Annotated in this window: 22 protein-coding genes, 1 tRNA gene and 2 pseudogenes; 15 read left to right on the top strand and 10 right to left on the bottom strand. The window is 60.3% G+C overall.

Translation table 11 applies throughout. The features are described from left to right. Window positions 1-17: 17 nt before the first annotated feature. The 3 genes from hbdH to BW992_RS23340 form a co-directional block, all read right to left on the bottom strand. Complete coding sequence (hbdH, locus tag BW992_RS23350; protein ID WP_072394440.1) at window positions 18-794, bottom strand: 3-hydroxybutyrate dehydrogenase; 777 nt, start codon at window positions 792-794, stop codon at window positions 18-20. 8 nt (window positions 795-802) lie between these two features. Then, window positions 803-2,194 carry a GntP family permease gene (locus BW992_RS23345; protein WP_072394443.1) on the bottom strand — a complete coding sequence of 464 codons (1,392 nt, stop codon included), beginning with the start codon at window positions 2,192-2,194 and terminating at the stop codon, window positions 803-805. A gap of 301 nt (window positions 2,195-2,495) precedes the next feature. Continuing rightward, window positions 2,496-3,911, bottom strand: a complete 1,416-nt coding sequence (locus tag BW992_RS23340) for a sigma-54 interaction domain-containing protein (RefSeq protein ID WP_076407183.1) — start codon at window positions 3,909-3,911, stop codon at window positions 2,496-2,498. A 176-nt stretch (window positions 3,912-4,087) separates the two neighbouring features. On the opposite strand from BW992_RS23340, the gene BW992_RS23335 reads away from it, so the two are divergent. From BW992_RS23335 to BW992_RS27310, 3 genes and pseudogenes are all read left to right on the top strand, one after another. Further along, a complete protein-coding gene (locus tag BW992_RS23335; protein WP_072394449.1) occupies window positions 4,088-4,303 on the top strand; it encodes a TIGR02450 family Trp-rich protein in 216 nt (71 codons plus the stop codon). Between the two features lie 159 nt (window positions 4,304-4,462). Next, window positions 4,463-5,194, top strand: a pseudogene (locus tag BW992_RS27315) (PAS domain-containing protein); the annotation flags it as partial. A 45-nt stretch (window positions 5,195-5,239) separates the two neighbouring features. Then, window positions 5,240-5,797, top strand: a complete 558-nt coding sequence (locus BW992_RS27310) for a methyl-accepting chemotaxis protein (protein WP_231991146.1) — start codon at window positions 5,240-5,242, stop codon at window positions 5,795-5,797. Window positions 5,798-5,817: 20 nt separating this feature from the next. Here BW992_RS27310 and BW992_RS23325 read toward each other — a convergent pair whose 3' ends face one another. From BW992_RS23325 to BW992_RS23300, 6 genes are all read right to left on the bottom strand, one after another. Next, a complete protein-coding gene (locus BW992_RS23325) occupies window positions 5,818-7,392 on the bottom strand; it encodes an ABC transporter ATP-binding protein (RefSeq protein ID WP_076407181.1) in 1,575 nt (524 codons plus the stop codon). Window positions 7,393-7,419: 27 nt separating this feature from the next. Next, window positions 7,420-8,442, bottom strand: a complete 1,023-nt coding sequence (locus tag BW992_RS23320; protein WP_072394457.1) for an ABC transporter permease — start codon at window positions 8,440-8,442, stop codon at window positions 7,420-7,422. Further along, window positions 8,442-9,500, bottom strand: coding sequence for a microcin C ABC transporter permease YejB (locus tag BW992_RS23315; RefSeq protein WP_072394460.1), 1,059 nt, complete (start codon window positions 9,498-9,500; stop codon window positions 8,442-8,444). Before BW992_RS23315 ends, BW992_RS23320 begins: the two co-directional genes overlap by 1 nt. Then, the gene (locus BW992_RS23310) at window positions 9,500-11,368 is read right to left on the bottom strand and encodes an extracellular solute-binding protein (protein ID WP_072394463.1); all 1,869 of its coding nucleotides are present in this window, start codon (window positions 11,366-11,368) and stop codon (window positions 9,500-9,502) included. The genes BW992_RS23315 and BW992_RS23310 overlap by 1 nt, the downstream gene beginning before the upstream one ends. 168 nt (window positions 11,369-11,536) lie before the next feature. Beyond that, on the bottom strand, window positions 11,537-11,818 hold the full coding sequence (locus BW992_RS23305; RefSeq protein WP_003200262.1) for a peptidylprolyl isomerase: 282 nt from the start codon (window positions 11,816-11,818) through the stop codon (window positions 11,537-11,539). A gap of 95 nt (window positions 11,819-11,913) precedes the next feature. Beyond that, a complete protein-coding gene (locus BW992_RS23300; RefSeq protein ID WP_076407382.1) occupies window positions 11,914-12,792 on the bottom strand; it encodes an esterase/lipase family protein in 879 nt (292 codons plus the stop codon). A gap of 325 nt (window positions 12,793-13,117) precedes the next feature. Here BW992_RS23300 and BW992_RS23295 point away from each other — a divergent pair, with 325 nt between their 5' ends. Next, complete coding sequence (locus BW992_RS23295; RefSeq protein WP_231991090.1) at window positions 13,118-14,212, top strand: hypothetical protein; 1,095 nt, start codon at window positions 13,118-13,120, stop codon at window positions 14,210-14,212. On the opposite strand, the gene BW992_RS23290 is transcribed toward BW992_RS23295, so the two are convergent. Then, window positions 14,201-15,271 (bottom strand): 3-deoxy-7-phosphoheptulonate synthase, encoded by a 1,071-nt coding sequence (locus BW992_RS23290; protein ID WP_076407179.1) that lies wholly within the window; start codon window positions 15,269-15,271, stop codon window positions 14,201-14,203. The two genes, BW992_RS23295 and BW992_RS23290, sit on opposite strands and share 12 nt — an antisense overlap. Before the next feature lie 632 nt (window positions 15,272-15,903). On the opposite strand from BW992_RS23290, the gene BW992_RS23285 reads away from it, so the two are divergent. The 11 genes and pseudogenes from BW992_RS23285 to BW992_RS23225 all read left to right on the top strand — a co-directional run bounded on the left by BW992_RS23285 (window position 15,904) and on the right by BW992_RS23225 (window position 25,277). Continuing rightward, window positions 15,904-16,338 carry a GNAT family N-acetyltransferase gene (locus BW992_RS23285; RefSeq protein WP_072394474.1) on the top strand — a complete coding sequence of 145 codons (435 nt, stop codon included), beginning with the start codon at window positions 15,904-15,906 and terminating at the stop codon, window positions 16,336-16,338. 127 nt (window positions 16,339-16,465) lie between these two features. Continuing rightward, the gene (gacA, locus tag BW992_RS23280) at window positions 16,466-17,107 is read left to right on the top strand and encodes a response regulator transcription factor GacA (protein ID WP_024781217.1); all 642 of its coding nucleotides are present in this window, start codon (window positions 16,466-16,468) and stop codon (window positions 17,105-17,107) included. 2 nt (window positions 17,108-17,109) lie between these two features. Further along, window positions 17,110-18,933: an excinuclease ABC subunit UvrC gene (uvrC, locus tag BW992_RS23275; RefSeq protein WP_072394477.1), complete on the top strand. Its 1,824-nt coding sequence runs from the start codon at window positions 17,110-17,112 to the stop codon at window positions 18,931-18,933. A gap of 32 nt (window positions 18,934-18,965) precedes the next feature. Continuing rightward, window positions 18,966-19,526, top strand: coding sequence for a CDP-diacylglycerol--glycerol-3-phosphate 3-phosphatidyltransferase (pgsA, locus tag BW992_RS23270; RefSeq protein WP_072394481.1), 561 nt, complete (start codon window positions 18,966-18,968; stop codon window positions 19,524-19,526). Between the two features lie 63 nt (window positions 19,527-19,589). Next, window positions 19,590-19,665: transfer RNA gene (locus BW992_RS23265), tRNA-Gly, on the top strand. Between the two features lie 235 nt (window positions 19,666-19,900). Continuing rightward, window positions 19,901-20,834: pseudogene (locus tag BW992_RS27650) on the top strand (LysR substrate-binding domain-containing protein). Between the two features lie 503 nt (window positions 20,835-21,337). Further along, window positions 21,338-21,715 carry a c-type cytochrome gene (locus tag BW992_RS23245; protein ID WP_072394801.1) on the top strand — a complete coding sequence of 126 codons (378 nt, stop codon included), beginning with the start codon at window positions 21,338-21,340 and terminating at the stop codon, window positions 21,713-21,715. Window positions 21,716-21,811: 96 nt separating this feature from the next. Next, window positions 21,812-22,990, top strand: a complete 1,179-nt coding sequence (locus BW992_RS23240; protein ID WP_072430463.1) for a 4-hydroxybenzoate 3-monooxygenase — start codon at window positions 21,812-21,814, stop codon at window positions 22,988-22,990. Between the two features lie 56 nt (window positions 22,991-23,046). Continuing rightward, window positions 23,047-23,760, top strand: coding sequence for a glutamine amidotransferase (locus tag BW992_RS23235; RefSeq protein WP_072394491.1), 714 nt, complete (start codon window positions 23,047-23,049; stop codon window positions 23,758-23,760). A gap of 72 nt (window positions 23,761-23,832) precedes the next feature. After that, complete coding sequence (locus BW992_RS23230; RefSeq protein ID WP_072394494.1) at window positions 23,833-24,435, top strand: LysE family translocator; 603 nt, start codon at window positions 23,833-23,835, stop codon at window positions 24,433-24,435. Window positions 24,436-24,482: 47 nt separating this feature from the next. Then, window positions 24,483-25,277 (top strand): glutamate racemase, encoded by a 795-nt coding sequence (locus BW992_RS23225; protein WP_072430465.1) that lies wholly within the window; start codon window positions 24,483-24,485, stop codon window positions 25,275-25,277. Window positions 25,278-25,282: the final 5 nt, after the last annotated feature.

The raw sequence follows: 25,282 nt of genomic DNA, 5'->3' as shown, positions 1-25,282 counted from the left end.
CACAAGGGCAAATAACCTTACTGAGCCAACCATCCACCGTCGATATTCCACGCCGCCCCCCGCACCTGGCTACCGGCCTCGCTGCAGAGGAACAGCACCAGTTCTCCCAGTTGCGGCGGCGTGACGAACTCCAGGGACGGCTGCTTTTCGGCCAGCAAGTCATGCTGGGCCTGTTGCGGGTCGATACCCGAGGCAATGCGATCGTCGATCTGCTTCTGCACCAGGGGCGTCAGCACCCAGCCTGGGCAGATAGCGTTGCAGGTCACGTTGCTGGTGGCGGTTTCCAGGCCGACCACCTTGGTCAGGCCGATCACTCCATGCTTGGCCGCGACATACGCCGCCTTGCCCACCGAGCCGACCTGGCCATGGACCGAGGCGATGTTGACGATCCGCCCCCAGCCCTTGGCGCGCATGCCGGGCAGGCTCAGGCGAGTGGCATGGAACACCGACGAGAGGTTGATGGCGATGATCGAGTCCCAGCGTTCCACGGGAAAATCTTCGACGGCGGCCACGTGCTGGATACCGGCGTTGTTCACCAGGATGTCCACGCCGCCGAACTCGCGCTCGGCGTAGGCGAGCATGTCGGCGATCTGGGCCGGGTCGCTGACATCCGCCGGATGATGGCCGACCTTGACGCCGGCCTTGCGGACTTCAGCGACCACCGCCGAGGCATCGCCGAAACCGTTGAGGATGAGGTTGGCGCCGGCCTTGGCCAGGCTCAAGGCAATGCCCAGGCCGATGCCGCTGGTGGAGCCGGTGACCAGGGCGGTCTTGCCCGAAAGAGGGGTTGTCATGGTTGACCTCACACAATACCAGTGGCGTAGAACACGCCGATCACGAAGAACACCGCGAGGGTCTTGATCAGCGTAATGCAGAAAATATCCTTGTAGGCCTCACGGTGCGTCAGGCCGGTCACCGCCAGCAGGGTGATCACCGCGCCATTGTGGGGCAGGGTGTCCATGCCGCCGCTGGCCATGGATGCCACCCGGTGCAGCACTTCCAGGGGAATGTTGGCGGCATTGGCGGCGCTGATGAAGGTCTCGGACATGGCCGCCAGGGCGATGCTCATGCCACCCGACGCGGAACCGGTGATACCCGCCAGCAGCGTCACGGTCACGGCTTCGTTGACCAGCGGGTTGGGGATGTTCTTGAGCCAGTCGGCCAGCACCAGGAAGCCGGGCAGCGAGGCGATGACGGCGCCGAAACCGTATTCCGAGGCGGTGTTCATGGCCGCGAGCAATGCGCCGCCAACGGCACTCTTGCTGCCTTCGGCCAGCTTGCTGCGAATGGCGTGGAAGCCGAACAGCAAGACCATGATGATGCCCACCAGCAACGCGGCCTGCACCGCCCAGATCGCGGTGACCTTGGCGATGTCGCTGGTCACCGGTGCCGCCATGCCCGGCAGCGCCAGGCTGTGGGTCTTGCCGTACCACTGGGGAATCCACTGGGTGAACAGCAGGTTCATGATGCCCACCATCAGCAATGGCGAGACGGCGATCCACGGGTTGGGCAGCTTGATGTCCTCGGCGGTTTCCGGCTCGTTGCGCAGCTCGGTCCCGTAGCCTTCGCCCACACGCTGGGCCTTGTTGCGCTGGCGCTGCAGGAACAGCATGCCGAGGCTGAACACGAAGATCGTACCGATCACCCCCAGCCATGGCGCGGCCCAGGCGGTGGTGTTGAAGAAGGTGCTGGGGATGATGTTCTGGATCTGCGGCGTGCCGGGCAGTGCGTCCATGGTGAAGGAGAACGCGCCCAAGGCGATGGTGGCCGGGATCAGCCGCTTGGGAATATTGCTCTGGCGGAACATCTCGGCGGCGAACGGGTACACCGCGAAAACCACCACGAACAGCGACACGCCACCGTAGGTCAGCAGCGCGCAGACCAGCACGATCACCAGCATTGCCTGTCGCGTGCCCAGCAATCGAATCGCCGCCGCCACGATGGAACGGGAGAAACCCGACAGCTCGATGAGCTTGCCGAAAACGGCGCCGAGCAGGAACACGGGGAAATACAGTTTGATGAAGCCGACCATTTTCTCCATGAACACCCCGGTAAACGCAGGGGCGACGGCGGATGGATCGGTGAGCAGGACGGCACCGAGGGCGGCGATGGGAGCAAAGAGGATAACGCTGTAGCCACGGTAGGCGGCAACCATCAGCAGCGCGAGGGCTGCCAAGGCAATGATCACACTCATGGTGTGTCTCCTGGATTGTTATTGTTGTGATGAAACTGTGGGAGAGGCTTTAGCGAGTTTTGTGCCAGGTGCGTAACTGACTGAAATATAAGGAAATTATTAGATTTCGCTGAGCGGATTTCAAATTCTGTCTCTGTTTGGAGATTTTTGTGAGCCGGGTTGACCTCATCGCGAGCAGGCTCGCTCCCACAGGTTGACCGTGTTCGTCGGAAAAGTGCGGTCCACTGTGGGAGCGAGCCTGCCCGCGATGAGCGCGAAGCGCTTCTCAAGGAGCTGTCTATTTATAGAGATATGAGTCTCTTTATTGAGACTCTGCAATTCCCAACGCCACCATCTTCTTGTACAGCGTCGACCTCCCCAGGCCCAACCGCTCGGCCGCTTCCACCACCTTGCCGCCGCACTGCGCCAGGGTGGTTTCGATCAAATGCCGGTCGAAGCGCGCCCGGGCCTGGCTGAAGGTTTCCTGGGGCAGGGGTTCGAAGCCCATATCCGCTGGGCGCGTTACCGGGATGAAGGTCCCGATGGCTGCGCGGATGTCGCTGGCACTGAGCAGCAGGTTGTCGCTGAGCAGCGCCGCCCGCTCCAGCACGTTACGCAGTTCCCGGATGTTGCCCGGCCAGGCGTGCTGCCCCAGCAGGTCGAGTGCGGCGGGGGCCAGTTCGTGCTGGCTGCGCAGTTCTTCGAGGATCGCTTCGCTCAGGGCCGGCAGGTCGTCCAGGCGTTCACGCAGTGGCGGGACCTGGATCGGCAGCACGTTGAGACGGTAATACAGGTCGGCGCGGAATTCGCCGCGCTTGATGGCGGCTTCCAGGTCCATGGACGTGGCGGCGATCACCCGCACATCGCTTTGCAGTACTTCGTTGGAACCCACCGGCTCGTACTCCTTTTCCTGGAGCACTCGCAGCAGTTTGCTTTGCAGCGGCAACGGCATGTCGCCGATTTCATCCAGAAACAACGTACCGCCCTGGGCGATCTGCAGTTTACCGGCCCGACCCTTGCGGTCGGCGCCAGTGAAGGCGCCAGGAGCGGTGCCGAAGAACTCCGCCTCCAGCAGCGCTTCGGGAATCGCTGCACTGTTGATGCTGACGAAGGCCTTGTGCGCCCGCGGCGAGGCGCTGTGGATGGCCTGGGCCAACAATTCCTTGCCGGTGCCGGTTTCACCCAGCAACAGCACTGGCGATTCGGTGCTGGCGCTGCGTCGGGCGCGGCGCTTGACCTCCAGGCCAGCGCTGCTGGTGCCGATGAAATGGGCGAAGTTGTATTTGGTCTGCCGTGCCCGCAAGAGTGAGCGGGTGGACGCCAGCTCTTGCTGCATGCTCAGGTAGCGCTTGAGCATGGGCGACAGGCTGCGCAGCTCGTCGAACAAGGCAAAGCCGATGGCCCCGATCACCGCGCCCGCGCTGTCGTGGATTGGCAGGCGCATCACCACCAGGGGTTCCTTGGGGGTGTCCTGCATGTCCAGCAGGATCGGCCGCCCGGTACGCACCACCTCCCGCAACAGACTGCCGGGGATCACGCTCTCGCATGCCCGACCGATGGCCTCCTGCGCCGAGTTCAGGCCGAAGCGCCGGGCATAGCGTTCGTTCATCCAGACGATGTTCGCATCGCGGTCGACGATGACCGTGCCTTCGCTGGATTGCTCGATGATCTCGAATAGCGAACGAATCGCCAGCGTGCGTACGCGCTTGTAATCCTTGAGGCTTTCGGTGGGGTTCATCGGGCATTTCCAGAGGGAAGGCATGGGCGGCGTCCACGGAGGTGGCGTCATGAGCCGCATTATGCCGGGGGAAATTCCAGGATCGAAGCTGCGTCGGTGTTTTCTTGGATAACTTGTACATACATAAATTTGTGTACATGCTTTTGTGCTGGTTTCCTGATTTTTCTGGAGCGTCCGTGAACACATTCAATCCCCGTAAGCTGAAGCTTTCCAAATGGACGGCCTGCAAGCCCGTCAATCGAGAGAAGCATTTTCTGGTGACCCAACTGATCGTCGATGAAGCGGGGGTACCCCTCCAAGTCGAGATCCAGGCGGTTCACAGTGGGCGCGTCGAGGTATTTGACTGGATAGAACTGCGCGACGAGCAACGCTGGCGGATCGGCTGGCATTGAAAATCGGGAGTAAGCTTTCCTGCTTCATAAAATCTTGTACATGGAAATAAACTTGTACAAGTTTTCGGAAAATAGTGGCTTAATAGTGCCTCCCAGCAAGAAGGCATCGCGCCTCAATTGGCTACGGCCAGGCACTTACGTTTCCGGAGTGGTACCGCCATGTTCATTCGCACTCGCAAGCATCAGGAAACCTTGCGTCCGATCCAGGCCAGGCAGGCCACTCTCGAGGCCGAACGGGCCGCTTTCCACCAGGCCATGGCGATCATCGAGCTCGACCCGGCGGGACAGGTGCTCGGCGCCAATCCGTTGTTCCTGAGCATACTGGGCTATGCCCTGGAGGATATCCAGGGCTGCCATCACCGGATGTTCTGCGAGCCCGCTTATGCGCGCAGCCAGGAATACGCCGCCGTGTGGCGGCAACTGGGGCAGGGCCAGCGTGTCGATGTGCAAACCTTGCATCTGGCCCGAGATGGGCATTGGCTGTGGGTGGAAGGTACTTATGTTCCGGTGCTGGATCAGCAAGGCGCGCTGGAGCGCATCATTGGCGTGACGCGCGACGTCAACGAGCGTGTCCTTCGAAGCCAGACCGAGTCCAGCTTCAGGCAGGCGATGGACCGTTCCATGGCGGTTATCGAATTCGACCTCGGTGGCCACGTGGTGAATGCCAATGGGAATTTCCTGAAGGTGATGGGCTATCGACTGGAAGAGGTCCTCGGCCAGCACCATCGTCTGTTCTGCCAGCCCGGCGAAGTCCAGAGTGACGCGTATCGTGGGTTCTGGGCGGGTTTGAATCGCGGCGAATACGTGACAGGCCTGTTCCAGCGCATCGACAAGCGAGGCGCCACGGTCTGGCTGCAGGCGACTTACAACCCACTCTACGATGCCCAGGGAAGATTGTATGGGGTAGTCAAGTTCGCCACCGATCACACCCGTGAAGTGGAGCAGCGCCAGACCGAATCGAACGCGGCGCGACTGGCCTTCGAGACGTCCCGGCAGACCGATGAGCACACCCAGCGTGGCACGGCGGTCGTACAAGAGACGGTGACCGTGGTGCAAAGCATCGCCGATGAACTCCAGCGGGTGGCCACGGGCATCAGCGCATTGAGCGCTCAGTCCGAGGAGATCGGCAACATCGTCGATGCCATCCGGGGCATTGCCGAGCAGACCAACCTGCTGGCGCTCAACGCGGCCATCGAAGCCGCGCGCGCCGGGGAGCAGGGACGTGGCTTCGCGGTGGTTGCCGATGAGGTGCGCAACCTTGCACGGCGCACGAGCCAGGCCACCGTCGCCATCACCGAGGTCGTCGGCAAGAACCGCGATCTGGCCAGGCAAGCGGTGACCAGCATGCAGTCCAGCACCCTCAAGGCCGAGCAGGGCGTGAAGCTGGCGAACCAGGCAGGCACCGTCATTCTCGACATCCACCAAGGGGCGCAGCAGGTGGTGGAGGCGATTGGCGAATTTGCCCAGGCACTGGATCAGCGCCGCGATAGCTGAGTGTTACGGCCGCATCGCCCTTACCTGGGAAGAGCGGCCGCCAGCAGTTCCTGGGTGTAGGGGTGGCGCGGTGACTCGAACACTTCATGGCTGGCGCCGCACTCGACCACTTTTCCGTCCTTGATCACGATCATGTCGTGGGCCAGGGCCCGCACCACCGCCAGGTCATGGCTGATGAACAGGTAGGTCAGGCCGTGCCGTTCCTGGAGCTGACGGAGCAGGGCGACCACCTGCTTCTGCACTGTGCGGTCCAGGGCCGAGGTGGGCTCGTCCAGCAGGATCAAGGCGGGCTTGAGCACCAATGCCCGGGCAATAGCGATACGCTGGCGCTGGCCGCCGGAGAACTCGTGAGGGTAACGATGACGGCTCTGGGGATCGAGGCCGACTTCCTGAAGGGCCTGGATCACCCGGGCTTCGCATTCCTGGGCACTGGAGGGGCAGTGGACCTCCAGGCCTTCGCTGATGATCTGTTGCACCGACATCCTCGGACTGAGGCTGCCGAACGGATCCTGGAACACCACCTGCATCTGTTTGCGCCATGGCCGCAGGTCCTTCTGCGACAGCTGGTCGAGGGCCTGGCCCTGGAAGCGGATGCTGCCGTTGGATTCGATCAGCCGCAGGATCGCCTGGCCGAGGGTCGACTTGCCGGAACCGGATTCCCCGACGATGCCCAGGGTCTTGCCCCGCTGGATATTCAGGCTGATGCCGTCGACGGCCCGCAAGTATTCCTTGCGGCGGAACAATCCACCGCCCAGGGCGAAACTCACCCGCAGGTCCCGGACCTGCAAGACATCTTCCCGTTCGTCCCGGGGCAGGGCCTCGCCTTCGGGTTCGGCGTGCAATAGCTCGCAACTGTAGGGATGTTTCGGGGCGTCAAAGAGGATTTCGCAGGGCGCCTGCTCGACGATTTCCCCGGCCTTCATCACACACACACGTTGCGCAATGCTGCGTACCAGGTTCAGGTCGTGGCTGATCAGCAGCAGTGACATGCCGAGCCTTTGCTGCAAGGACTTGAGCAGCAGCAGGATCTTGCGCTGTACGGTCACGTCCAGGGCGGTGGTCGGTTCGTCGGCGATCAACAGCTCCGGTTCGCAGGCCAGGGCCATGGCGATCATCACCCGCTGTCGCTGGCCGCCGGACAGTTGATGGGGGTAGGCCTTGAGCCGTTCGAGCGGGTTCTGGATACCCACCAGTGCCAGCAGTTCAAGGATGCGCTGTCGCGCAGCCTTGCCGCCCAGGCCCTTGTGCAGCATCAGGGTTTCGCCAATCTGCTTTTCGACACTGTGCAACGGGTTCAACGAGGTCATCGGTTCCTGGAAGATCATTGCGATCCGATTGCCGCGCAGCTCGCGCAGGGTGCTGGCCTCGGCGCCCACCAGTTCCTGGCCGCGATAGCGGATGCTGCCGGTGGTGCGGGTGCCGGTCCGGGGCAGCAATTGCAGGATCGAATGAGCGGTCACCGATTTGCCGGAGCCTGACTCACCCACCAGGGCCAGGCACTCGCCCGGGCGGATATCCAGGCACAGGTTGTGCACCACGGTGTTGTCATTGAAGGCCACGCTCAGGTCGCGGATTTCGATCAGGTTGTCGCTCATTTCGGAATTTCGCTTCATGACCGCGGATCAGGATCGAGGATCGAATGCATCGCGCAACGCCTCGCCGATGAATACCAACAGGGAAAGAATCAGCGCCAGGGTGAAGAAGGCCGTCAGCCCCAGCCACGGTGCCTGCAGGTTCTGCTTGCCCTGGGCAATCAGTTCCCCCAGGGACGCACTGCCGGCCGGCATGCCGAAACCGAGGAAGTCCAGGGCCGTGAGGGTGGAAATCGCCCCGGTCAGGATAAAGGGCAGGTAGCTCAGGGTGGCGTTCATCGCGTTGGGCAGGATGTGCCGCACGATCACCTTGCGGTCGGTCAGGCCCAGGGCCCTGGCGGCTTTCACGTATTCGAGGTTGCGCCCGCGCAGGAATTCGGCGCGGACCACGTCCACCAGGGCCAGCCAGGAAAACAGCGCCATGATCCCCAGCAGCCACCAGAAATTGGGTTCCACGAAGCCGGACAGGATGATCAGCAGGTAGAGCACCGGCAGCCCGGACCAGACTTCCAGCAGGCGTTGGCCCAGCAGGTCCACCCAGCCGCCGTAGTAACCCTGCAGCGCACCGGCGGTGATGCCGATCAGCGCGCTGATGGCCGTCAGGGCCAGGGCGAAGAGGATCGACACCCGCGCGCCGAAGATTACCCGGGCCAGTACGTCCCGGGCCTGGTCGTCGGTACCCAGCCAGTTGACGAAGGAGGGTGGGCTCGGAGACGGTTGGTTGAGTTCGTAGTTGGGCGTGTCGTCGCTGAACGGAATCGGTGGGAACAGCAGCCAGCCGCCGTCCTTGCGGATCAGGTCCTGCACGTAGCCGCTGCGATAATCGGCCTGGAACGGCAGCTGCCCGCCGAATTCCCGCTCGGTGTAGCGCTTGAATACCGGGAAATACAGGGAGTTCTGGTAGCTCACCACCAGGGGCTTGTCATTGGCGATGAGTTCGCCGCCCAGGGTCAGGATGAACAGACCGATGAACAGCCACAGCGACCACCAGCCGCGTCGGTTTTTCTTGAAGCGCTCGAAACGTCGACGACCCAACGGGGAAAGCTTGAACATCAGGCGTTCCTCGCGGCGAAATCGATACGGGGGTCCACCAGGGTGTAGCACAGGTCGCCGATGAGTTTGATGAGCAGGCCGAACAGCGTGAAGATGAACAGCGAGCCGAACACCACCGGGTAATCCCGGGACACGGCGGCCTCATAACTCATGCGTCCCAGGCCATCGAGGGAAAAGATCACCTCGATCAACAGCGAGCCGGCAAAGAACACGCTGATGAATGCCTGGGGGATCCCCGACACCACCAGCAGCATCGCATTGCGAAAGACATGGCCATACAACACCCGGCGCTCGCTCATGCCCTTGGCCCTTGCAGTGACCACGTATTGACGGGTGATCTCATTGAGGAACGAATTCTTGGTCAGGATCGTCAGGGTGGCGAAGCCGCCGATCACCAGGGACGTGACCGGCAGCACCAGGTGCCAGAAGTAATCGGCGATCTTGCCCAGGGTCGACAACGAATCGAAGTTGTCCGACACCAGTCCGCGCACCGGAAACCAGTTCAGCGACGTGCCGCCGGCGAACACCACGATCAGGAACATGGCGAACAGGAAGGCCGGCATGGCGTAGCCGATGATGATCGCCGTGCTGCTCCACACATCGAACGCGGACCCGTGGTGAACGGCTTTGCGGATCCCCAGGGGAATCGACACCAGGTAAGTGATCAGCGTGGCCCAGAGCCCGAGGGAAATGGTCACCGGCATCTTTTCCAGGATCAGGTCGGTGACCGTGGCACCGCGGAAAAAACTCTTGCCGAAGTCCAGCCGGGCATAGCTGCCGAGCATCAGCCACAGGCGCTCGTGGGCCGGTTTGTCGAAACCGTACTGTTTCTCGATGTCCTTGATCAATTGCGGATCGAGCCCGCGACTGGCCCGGGAGCTGCCGGTCATGGCGTTGCCCGAGCTGCCGACACCGCTGCCGCCAATGCCTTGCAGCTGGGCGATGGCCTGTTCCACCGGCCCGCCCGGTGCGGCCTGCACGATGACGAAATTCACCAGCAGGATGATCACCAGGGTTGGAATGATCAGCAGCAGGCGCCGCGCGACATAGGCCCACATCAGTGCCGTCCTCCGGGGGAGCCGCGCTTGATGCGTTCGGCGGTCATCTGTTCGTTGGTCAGCGGCGTGGTACTGATTTCCCACCAGCTTTCGATGGCTTCATCGTTGCTGGCCTGGACTTTCGGAATGCCGAAGCGATTCCACCACACGGTGGAACTGCCCGGCGGGTAGTAGTTGGGGATCCAGTAGTAATTCCATTGCAGCACCCGGTCCAGGGCGTGGGCATGACGGAGCATGTCATCCTTGGTGGTGGCCTTGACCAGGCCGTCGATCAGCCTGTCGACAGCGGGATTCTGCAGGGCCATGTAATTGTTGGCGCCCGGGTCGTTGGCCGACGCCGAGCCGAAATAGTTGTAGAGCTCCATGCCTGGTGAGGCACTGACGGGATAGCCGGTGACGATCATGTCGTAGTCGCGGCTCATCAGGCGATTGATGTATTGGGAAGGGTCGATGCGCCGGATGCTCATGTCGATGCCGATCTGCGCCAGGGTTCTTTTATAGGGCAGCAGGAGGCGGTCGATACCGTTCTGGCTGATCAGGAAGGTGAAGCTCAGCGGTTCGCCCTCGGCGTTCACCAGGCGGTCGCCGTCGGGTTTCCAGCCGGCCTGTTCCAGGAGTGCCAGGGCTTGCAATTGCTTGTCCCGGATGATGCCGCTGCCATCGGTCCTGGGAGCCTGGAATACCTGGGTGAAGACTTCGTCGGGGACTTTGTCGCGCAACGGCTCGAGGATCGCCCGTTCGCCGGCGTCGGGCAGTTCCCGGGCGGCCAGATCGGTATTGGAAAAGAAGCTCTGCTGGCGCACGTACAGGTTGCGCATCATCTGCCGGTTGCTCCATTCGAAATCCCAGAGCATGGCCAGCGCCTGGCGCACGCGGCGATCCTGGAACTGCGGCTTTTGCAGGTTGAACACGAAGCCCTGGGCCGTCTGCGGAGCCTCGGTGGCCAGGTGGGCTTTCTGCAGGCGTCCGTCGTGCAGCGCCGGGCTGTCGTAGCCGATGGAAAAACCGGTGGCGGAGAATTCCCGGTTGTAATCGTAGGCGCCGCCGCGCAGTACCTGGCGGGCCACATCGGTGTCGCCGAAATATTCGATGCTGAAATGATCGAAGTTGTAGAGGCCTCGGCTGACCGGGAGGTCCTTGCCCCACCAGTCGGCGTTGCGCTCGAAGGTGATGCTGCGTCCCGAGTCGATCTTGCCGACCCGGTACGGGCCGCTGCCCAGCGGTGCCTCGTAGCCGCCACCGCCCGCGAAATCGCGGGTTTTCCACCAATGTTCCGGGAAGACTGGCAGAGTCGCGATGTCCAGGGGCAGGGTACGGCTTTCGTTGTTCTTGAAGTCGAAGCGAATGGTACGTTCGGCTTCCACCTCAACGCCTTTGACCGCCGCGAACTGGGTGCGGTAGCGCAGGCTGCCCTGGGTCGTCAGCAGTTCGAAGCTGTAGCGTACGTCCTGGGCGGTGATGGGCTTGCCGTCGGCGAAGCGGGCCTTGGGGTTCAGATAGAAACGCAGTGACAGCCCGTCGTCGGAGCGCTCCATTTTTTCCGCCACCAGGCCATAGACGGTGTAAGGCTCGTCCAGCGAACGTTGGGCCAGCGGCGAATACAGCATCCCGTCAATCTGGCTGACGCCGATGCCTTTGTCGATATACGGCAGTACGTGGTCGAAATGACCGATCTCGATGGCCGAGCGGCGCAGGGTACCGCCCTTGGGAGCCTGGGGATTGACGTAGGCGAAGTGACTGAAGCCTTCGGGGTACCTGGCTGGCTCGCCATAGACGGTCAGGGCATGTTGTGGTGCGGCATCCACGCCGGTGGCGCCTGTGAGCAGGAATACGGCAGTCAACAGCAGTGAGGGGAACGCCAGTCGCATTGTCAGCCTTAAAGCCGGGTGATCGATGAGCACGATTTGTACGCGAGCGGCGCACTGATCGCCAGTCCTGTGGCGCGGGAGCATGCTCCCTCGCCACAGGGCTCATCTCACTTCTTCAAGTGAGCGGCGTTGCCACATAGGGCGGGCCGTTGCGTCGAAGGACCGGGATCAGTCCTGGCGGCTGGTGACTTCCAGCAGGTGGTAGCCGAACTGGGTCTTGACCGGACCCTGCACCACGTTGATCGGCGCACTGAATACCACGGTGTCGAATTCCTTGACCATCTGGCCCGGGCCGAACGAACCCAGGTCGCCGCCCTGGCGGCTGGAAGGGCAGGAGGAGTTGGCCTTGGCGACTTCGGCGAAATCGGCGCCGGCTTCGATCTGGGCCTTCAGTTCGTTGCACTTGTCTTCGGTGGAAACCAGGATGTGGCGGGCAGTGGCTTTGGCCATTGGAAAATTCCTTCAGGTGTCTTCAAAGGTGTTGAGCCTACCGGATTCACTCGCGGGTTGTTGTCAAAATTGCGTCAAAACCTTGGGCCTGACGATCAAAGGCCGGCTTTGCGCAGGCGTTCGGCATGTTGCACATACAGAGCTGTCGGGTCCGCGCCCTTGCGCGCGCGCCCGGATCCGGGGTGGACGGCTTCCATATGGTCCATGGGGTAGTCGGAGCGAATGACCTTGCCCAGGTGCGAGCTGAAACGCCCGACCAGGCCGTCGTTCTGCCCGGCTTCGGTGATGAAGTATTCGGAGAAGGCCCGGCAGAACGCCTGGAGCGGGGCCGTCGCGTCGTGTCCGTCGCTGGGAATCTCCTGCAACGTACCGCTCCAGGAGTAGTAACGCACGCCATTGACCAGGTCCGGTCCCTTGCTGCCCCAGTTCTTTGGCAAACCTTGGGGATACTTGTCGTTGAAAGCGCCCACGCCTTCGGTGGTGAGCGCCGCCAGTGCCGCGATGGCGGCGTGGGGAAGCTGCGCCTGGCCGCTGAGCAACGAAATGAAATCGGCGAACAGGGTCGCGACCCGGCTCGCCACATGTTCCGGCAAGCGTCCAGGGGTGAGTGCCTTGCGCAGGAAATCGGCCAGTTCGGAGCCATGATTGGGGCCGCTGACCGATGTCACCGAGGCGACCCTGTCAGGGGCCACAGCCGCGGCGTAACGGGCCGCCAGCGCACCCTGGCCGTGGCCGATCAGGTTGACCCTGGCGGCACCGGTGCCAGCCAGGACGCGGTCGATCTGGGCCAGCAGCTCTTCTCCGCGTGCCTCGTTGGCGTGGGTGGCCGATAGATAGGGAATGAACACCCGTGCGCCGGCGGCGCGCAGTGTCTGTTTGACTCCATGGAAAAGTTCAACACCTGCGACCCTGTCAAACCCGAACAAACCATGGACCAACAGGATGGGAAATTGTGTGGTTGCATTCCGTTGCATGTTCGTACCTTTTTCGAAGAGGTTCATGTTGAATTGACGACGCCACTCTAATGCAGCCCCTTGCGCTGAGGTGTAGGAAGAAACCGTTATCGCCCGTCGAAAACGGAATAGATAAAGCGGGAAAGATCAGAAGCGTGTTGAGCCGGACTGTTTGGTATCGGGATGCGTCCGATAGGCTCGGTCACGAGCAGCTACAGTCTTGGGTGCAAAGGGACCACTTTCCCTGTCGTCTCGTCTGACTGTGCGTCGTGGGCGGTCGCGCTTTAATGGTCCCATCGGGCGCTTTGCAGGAGCAGCGCCTTTATCCACGGACTGGAAGTTGCACATGACCACTGATCTATCTGGCCGGCGAATCCGGCCCAGTGCCCGCAGGACATTGCGGGCCCCCATTCTGGCGGCTGCAAGGGCGGGAGTGATCGACCCTGCCTGGCGCAGGGCCGTCGTGACCATCAAGCCCTATCCGATGATGACGTGCGGCGACGAGGTGCTGCTGCTCTGGCACGGTCTCGATTGCGATGGCGAGCCGTATCGCCACGAAGTCCGCCGCTGCGTCACCGAGCGACAGGTCGATCGGGACATCACGTTTGTCGTGCGTGCCCCTCATATCGCTGAACTGGACAGCGGCTCCCTGGAGATTTCCTATCGGGTCATCGGCAGGAGATTGCCCGCGCCCATGGATTCCGAACCCTTGCAGCTGATGATCGGGGACGCTCCCCTGCAGCTTTTGCCGCCCATCGCCGTGGATGCGGTGGGCGGCAGTCTCGACCCCGGCCGTGTGCCCGAGGGTACGTGCGTGGTCATCCGGCCTTATCCGCGAATGGCGGTCGGGGACCGGTTGATCCTGATGGGGCGTCGGGGAGGCACGGCACTCTGGCGCGATGTGCTGGATATCGAGGCCCATGCCGTTGGTCGAGAGATGTCGTTCTGGCTGGATGCCTCGCAGTTCGCGCCCCATGCCGGGCATCACCTGGACCTGGCCTATGTCGTCAGGCGTGGGCATTCGGTGCGCCGCGCCGAGGTCCTGTCATTGCATATCGGCGCCCTGGTTCGCCAACCGTTGAGGGCGCCGCGGATCCTGGGCTTGAAGGAGGGTGATGTGGATGTCGATACATTGGACGATGGGGTCACCGTAGTCATCGAGGCGGTCGACTTCGAGGTTGGCGAATGGATCTGGCTGCAATGCGATGGGAACTACAGCCATGTGGAGGAGCGCGAAGTGGTCGCGGCCATGGTTGGTCAACCGGTTGCCTTCCACGTACCCGCCGCCTATTGGCAGGGCCAGCTCGGCCGGTCCGTGCGCATTCGTTATCAGGTCGAGCGGCTGGATGACGTGAGCCAACATTTTCCCGGGGTACTGGTGGATGTCCGTTCCAGCGGCGCCCTCCAGGAGGAGGGCGCCCTCGAGCATTCAGCGGGCTGAAATCAACTGGCGATGGGCTTCGCGCAGCAGTCGCTCGGTAGCGTCCCAGCCCAGGCAGCCGTCGGTCACCGATACGCCGTAGCGCATCGACGGGCCGATGGGTTGGCAGCCTTCGAACAGATGGCTCTCCAGCATCATGCCCATCAGGGCACGGTTGCCTTGCAGCCTCTGCTCCAGCACATCGTTGAACACCTGTGGCTGGCGCAACGGATCCTTGCCGCTGTTGGCATGGCTGCAGTCCACCATGATCCGGGCCGGTATCCGGAGGCGGTCCAGGTCATTGTGGATCTGCGCGACGCTCTGGCGATCGAAGTTGGGGCCACGGTGGCCGCCGCGCAGCACCAGGTGGGTGTCGGGGTTGCCCTGGGTCTGGATGATCGCCGGGTGCCCCTGGCTGTCGACGCCGAAGTGCCGATGAGGATGGGCGGCGGAGCGCATGGCGTCGCAGGCGATGCCAACCCCGCCGTCCGTACCGTTCTTGAAGCCTACTGGCATACCGAGGCCGCTGGCCATTTCCCGATGGATCTGGGATTCGGTGGTGCGAGCGCCGATGGCGGCCCAGCTGAGCAAGTCGTCGAAGTAGCTGGCGGCCATGGGTTGCAACAGTTCCGTGGCGACGGGCAGGCCGAGTCGCAGCACTTCGCGCATCAATTGGCGGGACAGGGTCAGGCCCGCCGCCATGTCATCGCTGCCGTCCAGATGAGGGTCGTACGCCAGGCCTTTCCATCCCACCGTCGTGCGGGGCTTTTCCACGTAGGCGCGCATCACCAGCAGCATGCTGTCGCGTACCTCCTGGGCGAGGTGGGCCAGGTTCGCGGCGTATTCGAGGGCGGATTTCGGATCGTGGATGGAGCATGGGCCGACAATGACCAGCAGCCGGGCATCCTCACCGTTCAGGATCGCGCGGATGGCCTGGCGGTGGTCGTTGACCTGTTGGCTCAACGCGTGGCTGAGGGGCAGTTGGTGCTTGAGCTGCAACGAGCTTGGCAACCGCAGGGTCAGGGCTTCGTTGGCGGGGGTGAGCGTGGACAGCGGCAGAGCGGAGACGGACGAATTCATGATAAGGCTTCCTGGACCAGCAGCGGGCGTGTTCCCGCGCGTCGGTCCTATTGAGGTGTTCGACAATTGGCCGTATTGGCCGGCAATGCAGGCATGCCACCGATAGGTGACCGATCGGAGGCGGCAGGCTGTCCCGAGCGGTGGCTGGTAAATCGCCAGGCGGCAAACGTGTCGTAACGGTAATAAGTGGCGTAGTTCATGGCTGAATCCTCAAGTTGTCGGTGTTGCAAAAATGTTCGGCCCAGAAAAACAAAACCCCCGGTCGGGAGGCCGACCGGGGGTTCATGAACTCTGGAAGGCGACCCGTTTGAAGTGGGCGCCGGAGGGGTATCAGGCGCGCCAGTGGCTAAACCAATACCCAAAATAGAAGTTGACCGGAGCAGGGCTGCCATCTACCCGGGCAGCCGCAACCGAGCGCGGGGCGCTGGCGGTTTGAAGCGGTACGAGGGCGTTGCGCATGGTCTGTCTCCGATGAATGGTCCCGAGCTTACTAGAGGGTGGTGCGCACGTTCAATAAGATAATTCTATCGGGTGCATGGAATCGCTCGGGTTGGGTAGAGTCAGACAGCTTTTTTAACCCGCTCCACGTTACTGTCGATGTGCTTGAATAGAGTTTTGTGAATGAGGTGCCCATGAGTTTCCAGTGGCGTGCGGCTAGCGCCGGGGATATCGGCTTCGCCCGGCAGCTGACCTGCGTGAACATGCTGCCTTACTATCTGCGCCATGACCTCCTTTGGCAGGATGAGGCGTTCGACCTGGCCTGGATCATTCGCCAGAACTGGATCATCTGTCGCGATGAGCAGGCGCTGGGTTTTGTCAGCCTGAGCCGCGACGCCCGGGCGCTGTATATCCGGGAGTTGCAGATAGACAAGGCATTTCGGGGACAGGGCGCCGGTACCTGGGCGATCGGACAGGTTTGGGACATGGTGGGGGTGGAGCGTCGGCCGGCGTTGCGCCTGACGGTTTTCAAGGACAATCCAGCCCGCCGGCTTTATGAGCGCCTGGGTCTGAGCGTCGTGGGTGAAGACGAATGTTTCCTGAGGATGCAGCGAGACGCCGATGCTTGACGCTTCGGCCGCCGGGTCCCTGAAGATCTGTTGTAACTTTTAAATGCCCCATTTGCGCTAGGTCTGCCGAAAGCTTTTTGCTAAGGTGTGAAGCAACCCATATAAGACCAAATCGTGAGGTGTCTGCTTGATTAGGGTGTTAGTGGTCGATGACCATGATCTCGTTCGTACGGGCATTACACGAATGCTGGCTGACATCGACGGTCTGCAGGTGGTCGGCCAGGCCGAATCCGGGGAAGAGTCCCTGATCAAGGCACGTGAATTGAAGCCCGATGTGGTACTGATGGACGTGAAGATGCCAGGCATCGGCGGTCTCGAAGCCACGCGTAAACTGCTGCGCAGCCACCCGGACATCAAGGTCGTCGCGGTGACCGTGTGCGAGGAAGATCCGTTTCCGACCCGCCTGCTGCAGGCAGGGGCGGCCGGTTATCTCACCAAGGGCGCCGGCCTGAACGAGATGGTCCAGGCCATCCGCCTGGTCTTCGCCGGTCAGCGTTACATCAGCCCGCAGATTGCTCAGCAATTGGCCATCAAGTCTTTCCAACCGACGAATGAGTCGCCCTTCGATGCACTGTCGGAGCGGGAGATCCAGATCGCCCTGATGATTGTCGGCTGCCAGAAAGTGCAGATCATCTCCGATAAACTGTGTCTGTCGCCTAAAACCGTCAACACTTACCGTTACCGCATCTTCGAGAAGCTTTCGATCAGCAGCGACGTCGAGCTGACGCTGCTGGCGGTGCGCCACGGCATGGTCGATGCCAGCGCCTGATAATGACCGACCTGTTTGATCCAAGCGCTTTCCTGTCTACCTGCAGTGGCCGCCCAGGCGTGTACCGCATGTTCGACAGCGATGCGCGCCTGCTTTATGTCGGCAAGGCCAAGAATCTCAAGAAGCGCCTGGCCAGCTATTTCCGCAAGACCGGCCTGGCCCCCAAGACCTCCGCGCTGGTGGGGCGCATCGCGCAAATCGAAACCACCATCACTGCCAACGAAACCGAAGCGTTGCTGCTCGAGCAGACGCTGATCAAGGAATGGCGGCCGCCCTACAATATTCTGCTGCGGGACGATAAATCCTATCCCTACGTGTTTCTGTCCGATGGGGCGTTTCCGCGGCTGAGCATTCACCGTGGCGCAAAGAAAGCCAAAGGCCGGTATTTCGGTCCTTACCCCAGCGCCGGGGCGATCCGTGAAAGCCTGAGCCTGTTGCAGAAGACGTTTTTCGTCCGCCAGTGTGAAGACAGCTATTACAAGAACCGTACCCGGCCTTGCCTGCAATACCAGATCAAGCGCTGCAAGGCACCGTGTGTCGGGCTCGTGGAGCCCCAGGTCTATGCCGAGGACGTGCGCCACTCGGTGATGTTCCTGGAGGGGCGCAGCAATGCGCTGACCGATGAGTTGTCGGCGGCGATGGAAGAGGCGGCGATCAACCTGGAATTTGAAAAGGCCGCCGAACTGCGGGACCAGATCGGCCTGCTGCGCCGTGTACAGGACCAGCAGAGCATGGAGGGCGGCAGCGGCGACGTCGATGTGATCGCTGCGTTCATCAACCCGGGCGGCGCGTGCGTCCATCTGATCAGCGTGCGGGGCGGCCGGGTACTGGGCAGCAAGAACTTCTTCCCCCAGGTAGGTATCGAGGAAGACGTGGCCGAGGTCATGTCGGCCTTTCTTGGCCAGTATTACGTCAGCAGTCCGGAACGCGACCTGCCCAGCGAATTGATCGTCAACGTGGTCCATGAGGATTTCCCGGCCCTGGTCGAGGCCATCCATACGCTGCGCGGTCGCGAACTGACCATCAGTCATCGCGTGCGCGGTACTCGCGCGCGCTGGCAGCAACTGGCCGTGACCAACGCCGAGCAGGCCCTGGGGGCGCGCCTGGCCAACCGCCAGCACGTTGCGGCGCGGTTCGATGCCCTGGCCGAGGTGCTCAACCTGGACGAGCCGCCGCAACGGCTGGAGTGCTATGACATCAGCCATTCCAGTGGCGAGGCCACCGTGGCGTCTTGCGTGGTGTTCGGTCCGGAAGGCCCGATCAAGTCCGATTACCGGCGCTACAACATCGAGGGCGTCACACCGGGCGACGACTACGCGGCAATGCACCAGGCGCTGATGCGCCGCTTCGGCAAGCTCAAGGACGGGGAGGGCAAGCTTCCGGACATCCTGCTGGTGGATGGTGGCAAGGGCCAGCTGTCCATGGCCCGCGATGTGCTCAATGAACTCATGGTGCCCGACCTGATCCTGCTGGGCGTGGCCAAGGGCGCTACGCGCAAGGCCGGTTTCGAGACCCTGTACCTGAACGATGCGGCCCACGAGTTCACCCTGAAAGGGGATTCCCCGGCGCTGCACCTGATCCAGCAGATTCGCGACGAGGCCCACCGTTTCGCCATCACCGGTCATCGTGCCCGGCGTGGCAAGACCCGTCGTACCTCGACCCTGGAGGGGGTGGCAGGGGTGGGTCCGACACGGCGGCGCGACCTGTTGAAACATTTCGGTGGATTGCAGGAGCTGTCTCGTGCCAGCATCGAAGAGATAGCCAAAGCACCCGGTATCAGTAAAAAGCTCGCTGAGTCGATTTATGCAAACCTGCATAGCGAGTAGAATGCCCGTCAACCTCGCAGCCAGTTGTGCCGATGAATATCCCAAACCTGCTTACCGTTCTACGCGTCCTGCTCATTCCGATCTTCATATTGCTGTTCTACTTGCCGTACCACTGGAGTTATGTGGCGTCCGCCTCGGTATTCGCCATCGCCGCCGCCACCGACTGGCTGGATGGCTACCTGGCACGCCGGCTTCAGCAGAGCACGCCGTTCGGTGCTTTCCTCGACCCGGTGGCCGACAAGCTGATGGTGGCGGTGGCCCTGGTGCTGCTGGTGCAGGAACACGGCAACCTCTGGCTGACCTTGCCGGCGGCGGTGATCATCGGTCGTGAGATCGTCGTTTCGGCACTTCGGGAGTGGATGGCCGAACTGGGCGCCCGCGCCCAGGTGGCGGTATCGAACCTCGGAAAATGGAAAACCGCCGCCCAGATGCTGGCCCTGGTGATCCTGCTGGCGAACCCGTCCGATTTCAGTTTCTGGGTGTTGCTGGGCTATGCACTGCTGCTGATTTCCGCGGGCTTGACCCTGTGGTCGATGGTCCAGTACCTGCGCGCCGCCTGGCCGCATCTGCGGACCGACGTGGACTCGAAATAAAACTTTTTTGAATCAAAGGGTTGACGGCGTAATCTGAATCTATAGAATGCGCCACACCAAGACGCGGGAATAGCTCAGTTGGTAGAGCACGACCTTGCCAAGGTCGGGGTCGCGAGTTCGAGTCTCGTTTCCCGCTCCAAATATTGCGCTACAGAGTTCCATTGAATTCTGTAAGTGATTGAAATAAGGGCCGAAAGGCCCTTTTTTCGTTCTGGCGGAAACCACTGAAATCCAGCTCCATCCAGTGCTTTTAAGTCCCGATTTAAGTCCCGAATGAGGATCTTGGATTTGGATGGGCACTGAATCGGTTTTTTGCTGGAGCAGCTTGGATAGCGAGACGAGCATCCGGACCTGACTCTGTTCAGGAGCTCGCTATGGCACTCTCGGATACGAGCGTTCGGCAAGCCCGAATCACTGGCAATGACTACACAATAGGCGACACGGATGGGCTTGCGCTCAACGTGACCGCCCGCGGCGGGAAAATCTGGCGTTTCAGATACTACTGGGTGGGCGTGCAGAAGCGCATGTCTCTAGGTAGCTATGGGTCATACCAGCGGAGGTCGTAAAGCAACTTCAGTTAGCGATGCGAAAGCCAGGTAAGCAGAACCAAAATGTACCGCCTTACATTGTCCCGCTGTCGGTTCAGGCCCTGGAAATAGTGCGTCACTTACTCGACCAGGTTGTCCCAGCGCAACGCTACTTATTTGCGCATCGAAGCGACATGAGCAAGCGCATCAGTGAGAACACTCTGAATCCCGAGCTGTCGATTGACCTACACCTTTCAGACGCTTCGGTAGAGCTGATCGCCGAGGGCTTCGATGCGGCACTACGGATTGCCGTAATGCCGGACTCGTCCCTGGTTGCGCGGCATCTGTGCGCGGTCACCCAATACCTGGTTGCCTCACCGGCGTATCTAGCTGCCCACGGCCACCCCAGCCACCCCCGTGAACTGGCGACCCGTACATGCCTGAGTTATGCCTATCGAGCCCGCAGCCAAGTGTGGCGGTTCACCCATAAAGACGGCACCGAAGAAGAGTGGTGCCCAGCGGCCCGTTAAGAGTGACCAACTCCGATGCGTTATTGCCAGTGTTGCTTGAAGGATTGGCCATTGCCGAACTGCCGGAATTCATAGCCAGCGAATACCTGGCCGATGGACGCTTGGTCGTGGTGCTGCCGGAATGGAGCATGGCGCGTGGCGGCCTGTATTTCGTCACCCCCTCGGCCCGCACCCGGCCGGTAAAAATCAAGGCGCTGTCGGGCTTTTTTGCCGAGCATTTAAGCGAGCCTGTGTGGCGATGGGGGTTATGAGACAGTGGGTTGGTCTGGAGAGGTACATTCACTAGCGGCGAGCTTTCCAACCGCTGTACTTCGACGTATCGTCCAGGCTTTCGCCTGGTTCAATGACTAACCTTGTCGTTGCATAAGGTTGCGAGAAAAAGGGCGTACCAACATGAAATTGTGGTTTTTGAATCTTGACATGTCTTGTAACAAATGGGAAATTAGCATCCGTGACTAAGGATAGTACTCATTGGAATAAGTAAACCAATTCAAGGGAATGACATGTTTCATATCACGGCCTTTCATTCATCCTCTCCTGCGTGCGCCTTTTTTACAGGGCAATCTCGCGCACTTTCAATTTCTGCTCTGTCCGGGTGCAATCACATTCCGAGTGTGGACCTGCGCGTTTCCAACTGATAACAAACTGAACTGATTAATTGTCCACGGCATGTATTTGTCGTGAGCAACTGTGCGCCGCTCATGAATTTCGAAAAGAGCGGATAGGTTTGTTCGTCTGAATAAAATAAATGCAAATGAAGATATTACCTGTTGTTCTGCTTGGTTTTTTATCTGTTTTTCAGTCGTCGTTATCCTATGCGGATAATGCCAATGGAAAGAATCTTTATACACAGCGATGCGCCGTGTGCCATGGCGCCGATATCAAAGGAACAGGGCCGTTGGCGAAAAAAAGCAATCCGCCGACGCCTGACCTGACCACGTCCGCCTTCAAGAAGCGGCTCAATGATTATCCCGGTGTGATTGTTTCATCGGTCATTCTTCGCCCGAGTGGAAGCCTGATTCCAAAAACCTTGCGAGAAAACAACGTGAAAATTGCTCCGCACGCCTGGAGCATCAACGATCTGCGTGACTTGAATCAGTACATGAGTGAACTCATTACCCGGAAAAGATGAGCAGAAAGAAAGCCTGCGCGCAAACTGGCAGTCATCAAAAAAACTAACAACTGTCACTGAGTCGTCTTAAACCTTATTACACAGAGGGACAAACCCATGCGGACAAAGGTTGCAATCGTAGGAGCAGGCCCGGCCGGATTGATGTTGGGGCAACTTCTTTCTCTTATGAGTATCGACAATGTCATCGTCGAGAGTCGTCCCAAAGAGTATGTAGAAGGCCGTAGTCGCGCAGGTCAGATCACGCCAGCAACGGTGAAGATTCTGACTGAGAGTGGTGTCGGTTCGAGAATTGCGTCTGAAGGCATGGTGCATTCTACGTTGCAGTTTCATTATGAGGGCGCGACACGCGAACTGAATTTTGAAGCACTCACCGGTCGTACCGTCACCATCTACGGCCAACAGGAAATCATCAAGGATCTGATTGCTGCGCGGTTGAAAACAGACTATCCACTATTATTCGACGCTGCCGATGTGCAGATTCATGATGCCGACGCCAATACACCTTCAGTGACGTTCAAACTCAACGGCGTACAACAGGTGCTCGATTGCGACTTCATCGTCGGTTGTGACGGTTTCCACGGTATTTGTCGCCCATATATCGCTGATTCCCTCAAGTTTTTCTCGCACGCTTATCCGTTCGCCTGGCTGGCGGTGCTGGCTGAAATGTCGCCCATTTCCAGGGACGTCATCTTCGCCAGCCACGAGTCCGGGCTCGCGTTGTTCACCATGCGCTCGCCCAGCGTTTCAAGAATCTACCTGCAATGTTCGCCTGACGCACAGGCCGACAATTGGTCTGGCGCGCAAATGTGGGATCTCTTGCAAGCTCGTATCGAAGGCCGACCCGAGAAAGTCAACGGCGGCGCCGTTATCGAGAAGAGCATTGTCCACCTGAGGAGTTTCGTTGCCGAAAAGATGCAGAAAGGCAGACTGTTTCTGGCCGGAGATGCCGCACATATCGTGCCGCCGTCTGCCGCCAAGGGGCTTAATCTCGCGGTGTCCGATGCCAACATTCTTGCTCGCGCTTTCGAGCGGTTTTATGCACACGACAAGGATGACCTGCTGCTGTCCTATTCCGACATTGCCCTGAAGCAGGTGTGGAAGGATGTGCAGTTTTCCCACGCGATGGTCATGTTGTTTCATCGTTTCGACCACAACGCCGATTTTCATCGGCGACTTCAGACGGCCGAACTCGATCGCATTCTCGGGCCTGGTCCGGCGGCGCAGAATTTCGCAGAACTGTGGGTCGGCAGTCCTCCTTTCGAAGCGTCGATCTGAATTGGGATCTGAACCGGTCAGCCACCAGGCTACCCTTCGCAACATGGAATTGTGCAATGGATCAATCAAGGAAGATCCTGATCATCTTGCATCAGGAACATTCTACGGCGGGCCGCGTCGGCCAGCTGTTGGAGCAACTGGGATTCGAGCTTGACATCCGCAAGCCGCGATTCGGCGAGCCGCTTCCGCAGGACATGCGCGAACACGCCGGGGCGGTGGTTTTCGGCGGTCCCATGAGTGCCAATGACAGCGATGCCTACATCCGCGAAGAGATCGACTGGCTGGCCCATCCCCTGAAAGAAGACAAACCGTTTCTTGGGCTTTGTCTGGGGGCGCAGATGCTGACCCGCCACTTGGGGTCGCGGGTCTACGGCCTGGACAACGGCGGCATCGAAGCCGGTTATTACCCGATCACTCCGCTCGCCGCGGCGCACGAAATCACCGCCGATGCCAGCGCTCCTTTTCCGGATCATGTCTATCAGTGGCATAGCGAAGGCTTCGACTTGCCGACGGGCGCCGTGCAACTGGCGGCGGGGACGACTTTTCCGGTTCAGGCCTACCGCTATGCCGACAACGCCTACGCGCTGCAATTTCACCCGGAAGTCACTTACGAAACGATCGATCGCTGGTCGTCCCTTGGCACCGAACGGCTCAAGGCCCCGGGTTCCAAGCCAGCCCACGAACATACCGCGGGCTGGCATCGGCATGACTCAGCGGTTGAAGCGTGGATCAAGGCGTTTCTGCCGAAGTGGATAGGGACCCCCGTCTGATCCACCGATAAACGGGCATCAAGACCCCGACGAACGCCTTCAGTCAGGGTGATCTCACGGAGAGAGTGCAACATGGATTTTCAGCTCTGGATTTTGTTTTGCGTGGTCTTTCTTTCAGCGGCAATCCTCCCGGGGCCGAATGTCGCGTTCTCCATGGCGCAGGCGTTGGATCACGGTTTCAAGGAGTCATTTCCTGGGGCCATCGGTTTCGGCCTGGCGAGCGGGGGACATGCCCTTATCGTGCTGTCGGGGCTGGGTTTGCTGGTCAGCAAAAACCCCGGAATCCTGTTCTGGCTCAAATGGATCGGTGTGGTCTATTTACTCTATCTGGCGCTGAAGTCGTTGCGCTCGCATACACAAGTTGCCGTGGCCACTTCCAGCAAGCGCACGCCGCTACAAATGTTCACCGGAGCTGTGATCGTTTCATTTACCAATCCCAAGGGCATTCTGACGAACATCATCTTGTTCCCGACCTTCGTCAATAAAGACTTGCCTTATGTCCCGCAGTGCATCGCCTTGATTGCGACCGCCATTGTCATTTCCACATCGGTGTACGCCATGTACATGCTCCTGGCCCGGCACGCAGCGAAGATATTCAAGACAAAGCGCCAGATGAGTGTGGTGACGGGCGTTTTGTACATCGGCGTCGCCACTGCAATTGCCACGACTATTTAAATAAATGTGAGTACCCGGCATTACCCAGCATTCAAGCGAGGTTCGATGTGATTGGCGTATTTGATTTCGGCAGTGGTGGATTGACGGTGATGCGTACTCTTGAGTTTGCATTGCCACACGAACACTTTGTCTATCTGGGAGATCATGGCAACCCGCCTTATGGCAACAACGCATCGGGTGATATTTACGATCTCACCCTGGCCGCTGTTGCCCGGCTTTTCGAATACGGTTGTTCATTGGTCGTGATCGCCTGTAATACCGCCGTGGCCACCAGTCTGCGCAATTTGAAGCAGTCATGGCTGCCAGCGTTTTATCCGGATCGAGAGGTGATTGGAGTCGTCACACCGGTAGCCGAAGAGGCGGCAGATGCCGCTGTCGAGAGTGTGGCGGTTTTTGCCACTCAGCATACGGTGGACTCCAATATTTTTGCCACGGAAATTAACAAACGGAATCCAGCTACAGCGGTGTATCAACAAGTCTGTAACGGTCTCGCCTTGCTGATTGAGCAAGACGCGCCGACAGAGCGGTTGCGGGTCGAAATACGTAAACACGTCGATGCGCTCTTGGTGAGTACCCCGCAAGTTCCACAGATTTGCATATTGGGCTGCACCCATTACGCCCTCGTTGAGCCACTGTGGCGGGCAGAGTTGCCGGGCTCGGTGCGGATTCTGTCCCAGTCCCGTGCGTGCGCTGAAAATCTGACGGAGTATCTGCAAAGCAATCCGCGTTTTTCCAGCGCTAAACCCGGTAGCAACTCGTTCCTTACTACAGGCGATGTTGAAACAGTTTCAGAGCGCGCCTCTTTGTTCTACGGAGCAAGGGTCGAGTTCTCGAAAATCTGACAGGT

The organism is Pseudomonas sp. 7SR1, assembly GCF_900156465.1.
In the GTDB taxonomy this organism is placed as follows: domain Bacteria; phylum Pseudomonadota; class Gammaproteobacteria; order Pseudomonadales; family Pseudomonadaceae; genus Aquipseudomonas.
The sequence above is the reverse complement of the archived record's forward strand: the minus strand, read 5'-3'. Positions and strand labels throughout refer to the sequence as shown.

What these genes read in the sequence shown, in the direction of transcription:
- hbdH (WP_072394440.1), bottom strand. Translation starts at nt 794, where the DNA reads ATGACAACCCCTCTTTCGGGCAAGACCGCCCTGGTCACCGGCTCCACC.
- BW992_RS23345 (WP_072394443.1), bottom strand. Translation starts at nt 2,194, where the DNA reads ATGAGTGTGATCATTGCCTTGGCAGCCCTCGCGCTGCTGATGGTTGCC.
- BW992_RS23340 (WP_076407183.1), bottom strand. Translation starts at nt 3,911, where the DNA reads ATGAACCCCACCGAAAGCCTCAAGGATTACAAGCGCGTACGCACGCTG.
- BW992_RS23325 (WP_076407181.1), bottom strand. Translation starts at nt 7,392, where the DNA reads ATGAGCGACAACCTGATCGAAATCCGCGACCTGAGCGTGGCCTTCAAT.
- BW992_RS23320 (WP_072394457.1), bottom strand. Translation starts at nt 8,442, where the DNA reads ATGTTCAAGCTTTCCCCGTTGGGTCGTCGACGTTTCGAGCGCTTCAAG.
- BW992_RS23315 (WP_072394460.1), bottom strand. Translation starts at nt 9,500, where the DNA reads ATGTGGGCCTATGTCGCGCGGCGCCTGCTGCTGATCATTCCAACCCTG.
- BW992_RS23310 (WP_072394463.1), bottom strand. Translation starts at nt 11,368, where the DNA reads ATGCGACTGGCGTTCCCCTCACTGCTGTTGACTGCCGTATTCCTGCTC.
- BW992_RS23305 (WP_003200262.1), bottom strand. Translation starts at nt 11,818, where the DNA reads ATGGCCAAAGCCACTGCCCGCCACATCCTGGTTTCCACCGAAGACAAG.
- BW992_RS23300 (WP_076407382.1), bottom strand. Translation starts at nt 12,792, where the DNA reads ATGCAACGGAATGCAACCACACAATTTCCCATCCTGTTGGTCCATGGT.
- BW992_RS23295 (WP_231991090.1), top strand. Translation starts at nt 13,118, where the DNA reads ATGACCACTGATCTATCTGGCCGGCGAATCCGGCCCAGTGCCCGCAGG.
- BW992_RS23290 (WP_076407179.1), bottom strand. Translation starts at nt 15,271, where the DNA reads ATGAATTCGTCCGTCTCCGCTCTGCCGCTGTCCACGCTCACCCCCGCC.
- BW992_RS23285 (WP_072394474.1), top strand. Translation starts at nt 15,904, where the DNA reads ATGAGTTTCCAGTGGCGTGCGGCTAGCGCCGGGGATATCGGCTTCGCC.
- uvrC (WP_072394477.1), top strand. Translation starts at nt 17,110, where the DNA reads ATGACCGACCTGTTTGATCCAAGCGCTTTCCTGTCTACCTGCAGTGGC.
- pgsA (WP_072394481.1), top strand. Translation starts at nt 18,966, where the DNA reads ATGAATATCCCAAACCTGCTTACCGTTCTACGCGTCCTGCTCATTCCG.
- BW992_RS23245 (WP_072394801.1), top strand. Translation starts at nt 21,338, where the DNA reads ATGAAGATATTACCTGTTGTTCTGCTTGGTTTTTTATCTGTTTTTCAG.
- BW992_RS23240 (WP_072430463.1), top strand. Translation starts at nt 21,812, where the DNA reads ATGCGGACAAAGGTTGCAATCGTAGGAGCAGGCCCGGCCGGATTGATG.
- BW992_RS23235 (WP_072394491.1), top strand. Translation starts at nt 23,047, where the DNA reads ATGGATCAATCAAGGAAGATCCTGATCATCTTGCATCAGGAACATTCT.
- BW992_RS23230 (WP_072394494.1), top strand. Translation starts at nt 23,833, where the DNA reads ATGGATTTTCAGCTCTGGATTTTGTTTTGCGTGGTCTTTCTTTCAGCG.